The sequence below is a fragment of the Phytobacter diazotrophicus genome (assembly GCF_052061655.1).
In the GTDB taxonomy this organism is placed as follows: Bacteria; Pseudomonadota; Gammaproteobacteria; order Enterobacterales; family Enterobacteriaceae; genus Phytobacter; species Phytobacter diazotrophicus.
The window spans coordinates 4,382,281-4,395,535 of sequence record NZ_CM125428.1; the positions used below are offsets into that span (position 1 = coordinate 4,382,281).

At 53.4% G+C, this 13,255-nt stretch carries 12 protein-coding genes and 1 other RNA gene; 3 read left to right on the forward strand and 10 right to left on the reverse strand.

Annotation, left to right across the window (positions count from 1 at the left end):
* The gene (locus tag ACS0RQ_RS21430; RefSeq protein WP_079497550.1) at positions 1–1,368 is read right to left on the reverse strand and encodes a PTS transporter subunit EIIC; all 1,368 of its coding nucleotides are present in this window, start codon (positions 1,366–1,368) and stop codon (positions 1–3) included.
* A gap of 276 nt (positions 1,369–1,644) precedes the next feature.
* On the opposite strand from ACS0RQ_RS21430, the gene ACS0RQ_RS21435 reads away from it, so the two are divergent.
* Positions 1,645–2,844: an enolase C-terminal domain-like protein gene (locus ACS0RQ_RS21435; RefSeq protein WP_271850348.1), complete on the forward strand. Its 1,200-nt coding sequence runs from the start codon at positions 1,645–1,647 to the stop codon at positions 2,842–2,844.
* Between the two features lies 1 nt (position 2,845).
* On the opposite strand, the gene ACS0RQ_RS21440 is transcribed toward ACS0RQ_RS21435, so the two are convergent.
* On the reverse strand, positions 2,846–3,562 hold the full coding sequence (locus tag ACS0RQ_RS21440) for a GntR family transcriptional regulator (RefSeq protein WP_271850349.1): 717 nt from the start codon (positions 3,560–3,562) through the stop codon (positions 2,846–2,848).
* A 99-nt stretch (positions 3,563–3,661) separates the two neighbouring features.
* Between ACS0RQ_RS21440 and pdeB the strand changes: the two genes are divergently transcribed.
* Positions 3,662–5,221, forward strand: a complete 1,560-nt coding sequence (pdeB, locus tag ACS0RQ_RS21445; RefSeq protein WP_334633786.1) for a cyclic di-3',5'-guanosine monophosphate phosphodiesterase PdeB — start codon at positions 3,662–3,664, stop codon at positions 5,219–5,221.
* Between the two features lie 233 nt (positions 5,222–5,454).
* On the opposite strand, the gene ACS0RQ_RS21450 is transcribed toward pdeB, so the two are convergent.
* From ACS0RQ_RS21450 to ffs, 7 genes are all read right to left on the reverse strand, one after another.
* Complete coding sequence (locus tag ACS0RQ_RS21450) at positions 5,455–5,808, reverse strand: DUF1428 domain-containing protein (RefSeq protein WP_041852478.1); 354 nt, start codon at positions 5,806–5,808, stop codon at positions 5,455–5,457.
* A 62-nt stretch (positions 5,809–5,870) separates the two neighbouring features.
* On the reverse strand, positions 5,871–8,945 hold the full coding sequence (locus tag ACS0RQ_RS21455; protein WP_271850351.1) for a beta-galactosidase: 3,075 nt from the start codon (positions 8,943–8,945) through the stop codon (positions 5,871–5,873).
* Positions 8,946–9,050: 105 nt separating this feature from the next.
* The gene (locus ACS0RQ_RS21460) at positions 9,051–10,133 is read right to left on the reverse strand and encodes a LacI family DNA-binding transcriptional regulator (protein WP_271850352.1); all 1,083 of its coding nucleotides are present in this window, start codon (positions 10,131–10,133) and stop codon (positions 9,051–9,053) included.
* Between the two features lie 252 nt (positions 10,134–10,385).
* A complete protein-coding gene (locus ACS0RQ_RS21465; protein ID WP_271850353.1) occupies positions 10,386–10,604 on the reverse strand; it encodes a hypothetical protein in 219 nt (72 codons plus the stop codon).
* Positions 10,601–10,852: a hypothetical protein gene (locus tag ACS0RQ_RS21470; protein WP_041852482.1), complete on the reverse strand. Its 252-nt coding sequence runs from the start codon at positions 10,850–10,852 to the stop codon at positions 10,601–10,603. Before ACS0RQ_RS21470 ends, ACS0RQ_RS21465 begins: the two co-directional genes overlap by 4 nt.
* A gap of 456 nt (positions 10,853–11,308) precedes the next feature.
* Positions 11,309–11,860 carry a GNAT family N-acetyltransferase gene (locus ACS0RQ_RS21475; RefSeq protein WP_271850354.1) on the reverse strand — a complete coding sequence of 184 codons (552 nt, stop codon included), beginning with the start codon at positions 11,858–11,860 and terminating at the stop codon, positions 11,309–11,311.
* Between the two features lie 88 nt (positions 11,861–11,948).
* Positions 11,949–12,045, reverse strand: an RNA gene (gene ffs, locus ACS0RQ_RS21480) — signal recognition particle sRNA small type.
* A 165-nt stretch (positions 12,046–12,210) separates the two neighbouring features.
* Here ffs and ACS0RQ_RS21485 point away from each other — a divergent pair.
* Positions 12,211–12,522 carry an MGMT family protein gene (locus ACS0RQ_RS21485; RefSeq protein ID WP_193795295.1) on the forward strand — a complete coding sequence of 104 codons (312 nt, stop codon included), beginning with the start codon at positions 12,211–12,213 and terminating at the stop codon, positions 12,520–12,522.
* 34 nt (positions 12,523–12,556) lie between these two features.
* Here the strand turns inward: ACS0RQ_RS21485 and ACS0RQ_RS21490 are convergent, their stop codons facing one another.
* Positions 12,557–13,123 carry a YbaY family lipoprotein gene (locus tag ACS0RQ_RS21490; protein ID WP_071195825.1) on the reverse strand — a complete coding sequence of 189 codons (567 nt, stop codon included), beginning with the start codon at positions 13,121–13,123 and terminating at the stop codon, positions 12,557–12,559.
* Positions 13,124–13,255: the final 132 nt, after the last annotated feature.

Here is a 13,255-nt window from a genome sequence, read left to right on the forward strand (position 1 = left end):
TTATTCCACCGCGTCTTTGCCGACCAGTACAGTGGTCAGCAGGAAGGAGAGCACCAGCGCCATCGCCACCCCGGAGAGCGCAAAGACGAAGTACGGGCCGATATACGCCGGCAGGCTAAAAATGCTCGATAAAATATAGCCATACAACCGCACGCCAAAGAAGGCGATAAACGCAGAGGCCAGGGAACTGGCCACCGTGGCGGCAATGAACGCCTTTTTGTAACGCGTAAGGACACCAAAGAGCGCGGGTTCCGTAATCCCCAACAGCGCGGAGATCGCCGCCGACAGAGTCACCGTTCTCTCCTGACGGTTTTTACTTATCCGCCAGATGGCGAACGTCGAACCGGCAATCGCCATATTTGCCATAAACATCATCGGCATCAGCATGTCATAGCCATGCTCACTAAAATTTTGCAGGGCGATGGGCGTCATGGCGTGATGCATGCCGGTGAGAATGGCTACCGGGCGAATGGCCCCCACGACCAGCCCGGCAAAACTGGCTGAAATACCGAAAAGTCCCTGAATAAAGAAAGCCAGCGCTTTCCCCAACCAGATCCCAATCGGCCCGATAATCACCAGCGCAGCCAGCGCCCCCAGGAACAAAGTCAGCGTAGGCGTGAAGACCGTTTTTAATACGTCCGGCATTATTCTGTCCACCCAGCGATGGATATAGCTCAGCGCCAGAATAGAGAAAATGACCGGAATGACGCTTGAGGCGTAGTTAAACACTGAAACCGGTAGTGCGTTGAGTAGCCAGAAGGCACTCACCGCCCCTTCCTGGTGCGCCGCCAAGGCCTTTGCGGCATCGATTAGAGATGGATACATCAGACAGGCTGCGACTGCCGCTGCCAGATATTCATTGGTCTTGAAAATTTTAGCCGCCGAGACCGCCAGGAAAAACGGCAGGAAATAAAAGACACCGCTGGCGATCAAATCAATCACCACCACGGTGTCGCTTTTCGCCGACACCACTTTCAGGGCTATCAGCCCGGCCAGCAGGCCTTTAATCATCCCGGCACCGGCAATCGCAGGCACGATAGGGCCAAAAACGCCGGATACCGTATCCATAAACATCGAGACCAGGCTTTTACGCCCTTTGATATGCGTCTCGCCTTGCGGGGCTTTTCCCAGCACCGTCAGCATTTGCTCATACCAGCTATTAACCTTCGGCCCGATAACAATCTGGAACTGGTCGCTTTGCAGTTGTGCGCCCAGAACCCCCGGCAATGCCTTGATAGCGCCTTGATCAACTTTATTATCATCAACCAGATCAAAGCGTAAGCGTGTCATGCAGTGCCAGACATTGTTGATATTATCCTGCCCACCGACCAGACGGATAATATTGTTGATGGCTTCTTGCGTCCCCATAAATGCTCCTGCAGGAATATTGTCGTTTTAATATCTGTATCCAAGGGTAGAGAAAGAGAGAAAACTAAACAAACCAATAAAATATGATGAACTTCACAAATCACCGCCACATGTCAATTAAAAGGCATGAAAATCAAAATTGGTATGGTTTTTAATTAAATTAAAAAGAAATAACTGACCAAAAAATTTATTAAAAAAACGGTTTACCTCAGCGCAAAATTAAGGAGATGATAATACCCATTCCGGCATATCACGTCGTTGTAAAGGAGTTTTCCAGTGACGCCAACCGTAATTAACAATATCGAATGTTTTATCACTCGTCCCGACAGACATAATCTGATTACCGTGCGGGTAATGACCGATAAAGGCATCACAGGCCACGGCTGCGCCACCTTTCAGCAACGTCCGCTAGCGGTCAAAACCATGGTCGATGAATATCTAAAGCCTCTTCTGATCGGCCGTGACGCCAACCACATTGAAGACCTCTGGCAAATGATGAACGTCAATGCCTACTGGCGAAACGGTCCGGTGATGAATAACGCGATTTCCGGCATCGATATGGCGCTATGGGATATCAAAGGCCAGCTAGCCGGTATGCCGCTTTATCAACTGCTTGGCGGGCAATCCCGGGATGCCATCGCCGCTTACAGCCATGCCAGCGGCGAAACACTGGAGGAACTCTTTGCCAGCGTAGACCACCTGCACGAACAGGGTTATCGCCATATTCGCTGCCAGTTGGGTTTCTATGGCGGCACGCCAGCGCAGTTACATACGCCGGAAAACCCAACGCCCGGCGCCAGGTTCGATCAGCAAGAATACATGGACAACACCATCGCCATGTTCAAGGCGCTGCGGGAAAAATACGGTTTTAGCCTGCACATTCTGCATGATGTGCACGAACGTCTTTTCCCCCAGCAGGCGATACAACTGGCAAAGCAGCTTGAGCCGTATCAGCCCTATTTCATTGAAGATATTTTACCGCCGCAGCAGAGCGCCTGGCTTGAACAGGTACGCCAGCATAGCTGCGTGCCGCTGGCGATGGGGGAACTCTTTAATAATCCGGCCGAGTGGCACGATGTGATTGTGAATCGGCGCATAGATTTTATTCGCTGCCATATTTCGCAAATCGGCGGCATCACCCCGGCGTTAAAACTGGCCGTACTGTGTCAGGCCTTTGGTGTACGCCTCGCCTGGCATGGTCCGGGCGATATGTCCCCCATTGGCGTCGCGGTGAATACGCACCTCAATATTCATCTGCATAACGCGGCCATACAGGAGTACATTCCACGCTCCGTACAAACCGACAACGTCTTCCCCGGCGCTCCGGTGGTGAAAGACGGTTTTGTCTATGCGCCGCAAGCGCCAGGTATTGGCGTGACCTTTAATGAAGAGGAAGGTCTGCGTTACCCGGTGGTGTACCGTCCGCATGAATGGACGCAAAGTCGCCTGCCGGATGGCGCAATCCACACGCCGTAAATCAGGTGTCGCCTTTACGAAAGGCAAGATTTGCCCGGTTATGCGGGATCACATAGGTGCAGGTGTAGTTAATGTCGATAATATCGCTAATTTCATACACCCTGCCGCCTTCCAGAATCCCGCGATTACTGATGTGCATCGCCGGGCTGCCTTTCTTGCACCCCAGCAGCGCCGCCTGCTCACGACTCACATTAACCGCACGGTAGGTCGTCAGCATATGTGAGATTTGATACCCCTTGCCTAAGACATACTGTTGCAGTGAACTCTCAATGATCTGTTGATTCAGATCGGCAAAATCAGCAGCAGGCATACGGGAGATTTCAATTTGTACGGCCTCTTCATCCACGAAGCGCAGTCGACAAAATTGCCAGATAAAGCTGTCATCCGTCAGCCCAAAGATCTGTTGCTCATCGCGGTCAGGACGTTTCTTATGCAGGCTAATCAGCCGAAAACGGATCTGATCGAAACGCTTTTCAGTGATGGAGTTGTAGACCAGCGGGTTGTTGCGCGCCTGCTCGTTAATCCAGATCCCGGAACCTTGTACGATCCGCACGACGCCAATACTTGCCAGCTTTTCGAGCGCCTGGCGGATGGTAAAACGTGAGACACCATACTCTTCGGCTAGCTGCCTTTCAGGGGGAAGTTTGCGTGGGCCGGCGTCGTTATTTTGATAAATTTTACTTAAGAGATCCTGCGTCACAAATTCTTTTTTCTTCATCCCTGCAATTCCTGAAAGAAATCACTCGTTGACGCGTGTTATAACACTTGCTGGTCTTAAATACGCTTGTTTCTCAGTATCAAACAGGGATTTTTGGTCATGACAAACCGACGATTAGTTAGCCTTATAACAGGCGAACTGCTGTTCGCCGTTCTCTTGCCGGTGGCTTTAAGCGTCTGGCTGGCGCATCGCCAGGCTGAAGAGTCGTTTATGAACGAACTCAATACTTTCTCCGCATTGGTAAAAATGCGTGCTGAGCGCGTGGTTAGCCAGGGGAAAACGGCCTTGCGTCAACTGGAAACTTACGATGGTATTTCGTGTAGTCAGGATCACCTGCTGGCCATGCGTCGTATCTCTTATACATTCCGTTATGTCCAGGAGGTCATCTACCTCGAAGGAACGATCCCGCTTTGTTCTTCACTGGAAAGAAACAGCAGCAGCGCTCCCTTTCCCGCGCCGCAAAGAGTAACTAAAGATGGTTTTCGTGCCTGGCTGACCAGCCATAACGATTTGGGCCTGACTCGTGCAATGGTCGGCCTTGGCACTCGTCGCTATATTGTTATTACCGATCCACTTTCCTTTATTGATGTGCTTTCGTATGGCCCATGGCCTATCAATATTGCGCTGGTCGGGACGAACAGCGGACGGGTGATTGCCAGCAACCGCACGCTGGATCCGGAGATGCTAAAGCAGATTGACCTCAATACCCCCACTCAAAGGCTTATCGGCGGCGAAGCGTGGAATACATTACAGGTGCCCGAACTGGGGGTGACCATCATCACCTGGGCATCGCTGACGCCGCTTAAGGAGAGCTGGCATCGGTTATTGATCATCTGGCTGCCCGTTGGCCTGCTGTTGAGCCTGGTGCTGGCCTTCTTTTTATTGCGCATGCTGCGTCGCCTGCAATCACCGCAACACCGTATGCAGGACGCCATTCGCGCACGGGAAATTGAGATGTTCTACCAGCCAATTGTGACGCTGGCAGACGGGAAGATTGTCGGTGCGGAAGCGCTGGCCCGCTGGCGACAGTCGGATGGCAGTTACCTCGCGCCGGACACCTTTATTCCGCTGGCGGAACAAACGGGGCTGATGCCACAACTGACAAAAGTGATTATCGAAAAAGTGTTTGAGGACATGGGGCCCTGGCTACAGAAGAACCCGGATCTGCATGTCTCCATTAACCTTGAGCCTTCCGATCTCTTAACCCTGACGCTTCCGGCACAGTTACAGCAACGGGTTAATGACTGGCAAATTTCGCCGTCACAAATCGCGCTGGAAGTGACCGAACATGGTTTTGCCGATCCCACAACCTGCATGCCCACTATCACAGCATTACGTGCGGCCGGACATGCCATCTATATTGACGATTTTGGTACGGGTTACTCCAGCCTCAGTTATCTGCAAAACCTGGATGTCGACATTATCAAAATCGACAAATCCTTTGTGGATGCGCTGGAATACAAAAACATGACCACTCATATCATCGAAATGGCCAAAGCGCTAAAGCTGGCGATGGTGGCCGAAGGTATCGAGACCGAAGATCAGCTCAAATGGCTTAGCGAACATGGCGTACAGTACGGTCAGGGCTGGCTATACAGCAAAGCGCTGCCGAAAGACGCGTTTCTGTGCTGGGCAGAAAGCAACCGGAATATCTCCTGAGTTTGTGACCTGTTAAACGGCTTTACTCATGGGGGGCGCGCAATGAAAAGCCATTCTCGCCGCTGCATGATGTGCGCCACTGGCTGAAATACAGTCCGGTGGTGCGCATCCGCAGCGTGAAAGAGCATAATGATACCGGGCTGGCAGACTACAGGGTCTCAGAAGGCCCTCAGCCGACATATCGCAAGCCCTGCATTACGCCAGAGAAGATAGTTAGAGAAGTGTCCTGAGTCTCATTCGTCCAGCAATGGGACAAAGCCGCCATAAATCATGCGCTTGCTATCGAAAGGCATTTGGTCTCCCAGTTCACGCATGCGGGGATCGGCCATCATTTTTTGATTGGCGGCATCACGTACCTCTTTAGAGGGATATTCAATCCAGCTAAAAACCACCTCTTCATGATCTTCTGCTTTTACCGCCCGACGAAAGTCGGTGAAATTTCCAGCCGGAACGTCGTCGGCCCAACACTCCACAATCCGCGTTGCGCCAAACGCTTTAAACAGCGGGGCGGCCCTGGCCGCGAGTTGCAAATAAGCGTCTTTCTTATCTGCCGGAACCGCCACCACGAACCCATCGACATACTTCATGAGTGAGCCTCCGAAGTGAACCGCGCAGCGGGACGATTCCCGCTGCGTCTGGCTGACTAAGTTTAGCCCTGAGACCAGCAGAAGGTGTAGCGCACAACATCGTCGCTGAGGATAAACTCCGGGGACACACTCGGGCTCCAGGAGTCGTCGCCACCGAGCCCCATGTGAAAGGCATCCAGTTGCAGCCAGCATCCGGGCTCTTCGCGCAGTAAATGGCGGTGAGAGGTTTCCCTTAATTGCTCCTGGCTGTAGCGGCTCAGGGAAAAGTGGAACTGCCCGTTCAGACGATGCGCACCATAATTCACCTCGCGCGTGTCGCAACGCAGGCCATTTTCGGTCGGGAAAATATAGTCCGTATGAAGTTGCGCGAGCGGCAATGTCCAACGCCCCTGCCGCGCGGCCAGTTTGCGGTCCGGGTAGTTTTCATGCGGCCCAAGCCCCCGCCAACTGACCTGCTCTGCAACCTCAGCAAGCTGACACTGCAAGCCGATACGCGCAGGTGGCGGCACATCCAGATTGCGTTGCACCTGAACATCGCCATGCAGAACGCCATCGCCAGCCACTCGCCAGGTTTTTTCACTGATAAACAGCGTCTGCCCGTTGTACTGCCAGGCATGGCGCGTGGCGATGACCACATCGGTGGCATTTTCCAGCGCGTTGCACTGCAACAACACTGGCGTCAGGTCATACATTCCTGCCGCTTTCCAGCGCTCCACCCACGCATTGGGATCGATGCGCGTGGCCTCGCTGACGCCGATATCATTGTCCAGTGGCGCGCGGGTAAAGTTGTCAAGTACCGGCGCAAGGAGCGTCGGTTGACCATCACGCCACCACTGCGTCAGGTGGCCGCTCGTCCGGCTGAACTGCCAGCGATGTCCGCCCTGCTCAATCACGAAATGCGCAGCGTCAGTCTGTAGCGCGGGCCGCGGTTGTGCGGCTTTTTCTCTTGGTAATGCGAGCGCTGTCGGCAGTTGCCACTGATCCCAGGCGCAGCGGTGCTGCGCGGGTGACCAGCTTGTCGCATCACGCTGATAGATATCCACATTCAGCCAGACATCCCCCGGTTGCGCGGCCAAAGGCGGGCAGTTAAGTTCAATACGCTGGGTTCCCTGTGGGGCGATCGCCAGCGCCACCTCCCCTTGCGCCAGCACCTCGCCATCACGGGTAACAGACCATCGCAGAACTTCGTTATCCGTCGAACGGAATAAATACTCGCTCGTTACCTCGATTGCCAGCGGTGAGGTACTGACCCGTTGGAACTGGAAAAACTGCTGGGCGCGTTGCGCTTCATAGAGCGCCGGGTGCGGTGTTCTGTCCGGGAAAACCAGCCCGTTCATGCAGAACTGTCTGTCGTTCGGCGTATCGCCGAAATCACCGCCATAGGCCCAGAATGGCTCACCGTTTTCATCGAGTTTGGTCAGTGCCTGGTCAACCCAGTCCCAGACAAACCCGCCCTGCAGGCGGGGATAAGCACGGAAAGCCTGCCAGTATTTGGCAAACCCGCCGAAGCTGTTGCCCATGGCATGCGCATATTCACAAAGGATCAGCGGACGGGTTTCATCTGGCATTCCGACCCATTTTTTTATTGACCATTTCGGCACCGCCGGGAACGGTTGATCCTGATCGACGCGGGCATACATCGGGCAGACGATATCTGTTGCCGCAGTATTGGCGCCACCGCCTTCGTACTGTACCGGACGTGTTGGATCGGTGGTTTTCACCCAACGATAGAGCGCGTCATGCGACGCGCCATGACCGGATTCATTTCCCAGCGACCAGATAATGATCGACGGATGGTTACGATCGCGCTGCACCATGCGGGTAACACGCTCGCTCATCGCCGGTAGCCATTGCGGATCATCCGCCAGACGGCTCATCGGTACCATGCCGTGCGTTTCAATGTTTGCTTCATCCACCACATAGAGCCCGTACTGATCGCACAGGCGATACCACAGCGGGTGGTTGGGGTAATGTGAACAGCGTACGGCATTGAAATTGTGCTGTTTCATCAGTTCGATATCGCGGCGCATCGTGGCTTCATCGATCGCCTGACCGTTTTCCGGATGGTGTTCATGGCGGTTGACCCCACGGATCAGCAGCGGCTGACCGTTCAGTTTCAGCAACCCTTCGCTGATCTCAACATGGCGGAAGCCCACATCGCACGCTTCCACTTCCAGCAGATGGTTTTCACCGTCATACAGCGCCATCGTCAAACGATACAACTCAGGCGTTTCCGCGCTCCACAGTAGCGGTCGCTCAACGGGCATCGTCACGCTTACGCGCTCGGCCCAGGCTCCGCGCTCATCCACCACTGCGCTACCCGGTCTCTGGCTGGCCTCAGCGATTTTGTCATCCCCTCGCCACAAGGCGACGACCACCTGGCAGCCCGCAAACTCCCCGGCGAGCGTTATCTCCGTTTGCAATTGCGCGTGGGTAAATTCCGCATTCAGTTGGGTGGTGTAGTGATAATTGGCAATGCAGGTATGGGGTTTATGTTGCAGGGAGACATCACGGAAAATGCCGCTCATGCGCCACATATCCTGGTCTTCAAGGTAACTGCCATCGCACCAGCGTAGCACCATAACCGCCAGACGGTTTTCCCCGGCCACCAGCACGTTGCTCAGATCAAATTCAGCGGGCAGGCGGCTATCCTGGGAATAGCCGACCCACTGGCCGTTACACCAGAGATAAAACCCGGAGTTGACCCCATCAAAAACAATATGCGTTTGCCCGTTCGCCAGCCACTGTTCTTCGAGATCAAATGTGAGCGAGTAACAACCGGTCGGATTGTCCTGCGGTACAAACGGTGGATTCACCGCGATGGGATAGGTCACGTTGGTGTAAATGGGAGTATCAAAGCCCTGCATCTGCCAGTTCGACGGCACCGGCATCCGCACCGCATCGGCGAGATCGGCCATGATCCAGCTTTCCGGTACAGATTCGGGTGATGAAAAGAAGTTAAACTGCCAGTCGCCGTTAAGTAAACGACGGGTTGACGGCACCTCATCACGAAGCGCTTCGCCCACCTCCCGCCAGCTTGACATTGGCGCGTGCGCCGGTAAACGGTGCCAGTGCGTGATGACCGGGTTTTCCCAGTCCCGACGAGCGAATAACGAACTTAACGCGGAAACAGACATATTGACCTCATTTTGCGAAGCGCTCACAATTTCATGCACAATGCACCGAATCAGCGCTAACGTAAAGGGTTTACGAGCAGCAAAGCGAAAAGGATCACAAAAGCGTTAACGACGATCGAGCTGCGCTGCGAGTTGTGCCAGCTCATTCAGTCGTCTGGCCAGCGTTTCGCCACTGACATTAATCGATGTTACCGGTGAGGTCGAGGCGCGCTCCACCAGCGTCACCGGCAACCGCGTCTGGCCAATCCCAGTATCGTCACCGGAAAGGCGGGCAAGGAGCCATTCTACGCTACGCTCGCCCGCGAGTTTGAACGCCTGGCGGATGGTCGTGAGCGGCGGTGAGTACCAGGCGCTGTCGGCCGTATCATCATAACCGACCACTGAAATCTGGCCCGGTACGGTTAAGCCCCGCTCCGCGCAAACGCGTATCACGCCAAGGGCCATCTGATCGTTGGCAACCAGGATAGCCTGCGGCGGCGTATCTGCCGCCAGAAGCAGATGCCCTTTTTCATAGCCGGATGCCGCGCTCCAGTCGCCGTATTCGCAGCCACAGGGCGATAATCCCGACTCGGCCAGTGCCGCCAGCCATCCTGACATTCTTGCCCTTGCAGAGACCGATGACTGCGGCCCCCCCAGCAACGCAATGCGCTGATGCCCCTGTTCCAGCAAGTGCGCAGCGCCAAGCCGTGCCCCCTGGTCAGCATCAAAAATCAGGCTGTTGACGGCCGCCGTTTCACTGACATCAAGAAAGAGGACCGGCACCGGGCCTGCCTGTGCCGATAAGGCCTCTGCCTGTTCATCATCCAGCGGAACGTTAACCAGCAATCCATCGACCCGTTGGGCCAGTAGATCCTGCAACGCAGCAGTACATCCCCGGGCGTCCTGCACTTCCGGCATGGAAATGATCACATTCACGCCGGATTGTGTGGCGCGGGATTTCACCGCCGAGGCAATTTGAGAGGGAGCATGCAAGGCCAGGTCGGAAGTCAGTAGCCCCAGCGTTTTGGTCCGTTTCCCTGCCAGTTGCTGCGCCCCGCGATTGGGGATGTAGTGCAGTTCCGCCATCGCCGCCAGCACTTTCTCCCGCGTCCGGGCAGACACATGTTCGCCCTGATTGATAACGCGCGAAACGGTTTGGTAGGAGACCCCGGCAAGGCGGGCGACATCATAGAGCGTAATGGTTTTCATGGCACTCATCTGGCGACGGATTTCGCGCCAGTGTACCCGATTACGCCAGCAACTGTTATGCAGGTGTAAGAAATGCCAGCAAAGCTATACGCGTGAGGCAAAAAAAGCGGGGGAAAAGAAATGTCGACGAGCCAGACAGGCCCGTCGTAAACATCGTCCGTGATGATGATGAGATGGTTACAACGTAATTATATTTTGTATCATCATCACAAAACTGAGTGCAATTTAAATGACAGTTTCATGACAATACAATTACTGCTGACGCGGAATAGGAAACCCTTTTATAGAAATAACGAAACTATCGCCTTCTTTTTTTATTTTTGCGCCAGCATCACACCAGTCGGTAGCGATGCGAAAGAACTCATCGCTACCAATATTCCAGTTCAGACGGACATGTTTTACAAAACCCGATCGTAACAGGTCACAGGCCTCGCGATAATTGCTGGCCGTTGAGAGAAGTTGTTGGTTCATTTTTTCTTCTTCAGAAGTTTACGTAATGCTTTGATCTCTTTTGGATTTAATGGAGCAGTACTTTCTTCTTCAAGGTGTTGGTTATCGATATCCTCTTCCGATACTCCGCCCTGTTCAACTGACTGAAACGCCAACAGCAGCAGTTTTTCAGTCGCCGTACTGAGGTTCTCATTATTTTCTTCTGCGTAATGACGGAGCTTTTCTTTTAACGTCTGATCAATTTTGACGTTCAATACCGCACTGGTCATGATTATCCCTTCCCGTGTGAAGTTAGCAAAGTATTAATACACGAAGTTAACATACTGATCCAGAGTTATATTAAAAGCTTATGACAAATTAAAAATATCCACAAATATTTTAACCTTGTTTTATGACATTTAAGTGAAAGTAATATTTCAAATATATGACAATACATTATTAATAGTTGGCAATGGATAACGGCAACCGCTGTAAGGGTGACGGTGGCGTTTTTTTCGAGGTGGCGTTGGTGTAACGAGACAGCAAAGTGCTTTACTTGCCCTTCACCAGCATTAGCATAACGCGCTAATGAGACTAAGAAGAACCTTAACCGCTAATTATCACTTAGCAAAAAGAGATGCACGATGTTGATCTTTACCCTAATAAAACGGCGATGATTTCCTCCGCAGAAAACATCATGGAAATTCAAAAATCGCGCAGCACCGTTACCGGAGACAACCGCTGAGTTAGCGTTGTAAACGCCGCCACGCCTCGCGGGTGATTTCCCAAAGTTCGGAATCCAATTCACCCGCCACATAGTGTGCTTTTTCGCGACGGACCAGACGCATACCGCTACGCTGCGAAAAATTAACTGACCGTGTGTTCACGGCAGCTTTTGGCGCACGTAGCACCTCTTTATCTAATTCCTCAAACCAGTAGCGCGTCACCGCATCACTGGCTTCTGACATCAGGCCCTGCCCCTGCCACTCTGGCACCAGCCAGAATCCGCGATTGTTATCGGGCAGGTCCATCAGGCATATAACGCCAATAAGTTGCATTGGCTCGGCTTTACGCCGAATCGTCCAGTACCAGCCCTTCCCCGCTTCTGCCGCTGGCAAAGCGACATGATTAACATACTGGGCAGCACCATCGTCCGGATAAGGCCAGGGGATCGTGCCAATCAGATAACGCACAATCTCCCAACGAGGGAAGACACGTTGAATTTGTTCCGCATCGGCAGAAACGAGCGGCTGAAGGAGTAATCGTTCGGTGGTGAGTTGCGGTGTGGTCACAGGCATCCTTTCTGCATAAACGGCGGTAAATTGACCATAAAACAGAAAGCGCACAGAGGGCAAGATAAAAGAAGGTACCAGAAATGGGTGGGGGCCCTGCCAGCTACATCCCGGCACACACGTCCTTTGCCTTGGCTGCTTCCTTCCGGACCTGACCTGGTAAACAAAGTAGCGTTGCGGGAGAACCAACAGAGCCCCCATTGAGAGCGTTGTTAACCAACGCGCTGGCGCATTATCCATGTCCCATGCCGCAATTGCAAGCCGCACCCTGACGGATGCCGATTTCTTGCGCAATCTCCCCTTCACAGTCACGACCAGGCTGTTTATGCTGACCTTTCGTCAGTCAGGAAGGCAGTATGGATAATCACGATTCTTTTCCACAGCGGGTATGGCAAATCGTCGCCTCGATTCCAGAGGGCTATGTCACAACCTATGGTGATGTCGCCAGGCTGGCGGGGTCGCCACGTGCAGCCAGACAGGTCGGTGGCGTGCTAAAGCGTTTACCGGAGGGCAGTACTTTACCCTGGCATCGGGTGGTTAATCGCCACGGCTCAATTTCATTAAGCGGACCGGATTTACAGCGTCAGCGACAGGCATTATTGGAAGAGGGTGTAGCGGTATCCGGCAGTGGACAGATTGATATGCAACGCTATCGTTGGATTTACTGAAACCTCCTCTCCCGCAGGAGAGGAGGTACGCACATTACATCTGTGTCGGTGCAGGCGTTGCCGTAGAAGGGCTTACCTGGGTTGGGGATGTTGAAGGCACGGTAGTTGTCGCGCCACCGCCTGACTGCAACGGAATAGCGGTCTGCTGGACGGGAACCAGTGTCAGATCAGCTTTCGTACCGCCCTGGTTAATGATCGGTTTAACCGTGTCGGTTACGAAGACCATTTTGTCATCAATGGTAATAGCCGCACTCAGCAGCAGACGCGCATTAGGCTGGATGTCTGCCGGGTTAAACGGCAAGACAAAGCTAAACGGTGCCTGTTTACCTTCGGTACGTACCGCTTTTTGGGCAATCACTTTAGACGGCGCATCGGCCATGGAGGCGTCAGAGACAGTGACCGTCAGGACCGCATTCGGCGGTAACGCCACTTTCTGGCGGATCCATACCGTACCAGAAACGTTAGGTTGGGTTATCGCCGCCGTACTCGCCGCAGGTGCCTGCGGGTTTGGTGCAGGCGTTGGTATGTCTGCGGCTTTCTTTGCGCAGGCAGTCAGCGCTACAGCGACTGCTAAACCACTTAACATGTGCACGAGTTTCATGAGTTCTCCTTATCTTCTATGCACCAGCAAGTATGCACCAGCAAGAATGTTTTCTGCCAGAATGTGTGGTTGGACCATCGTAACGTGTTCAAGTGTGGCACATGTCACTGATCTTTGCCTGCAAACCCCCAT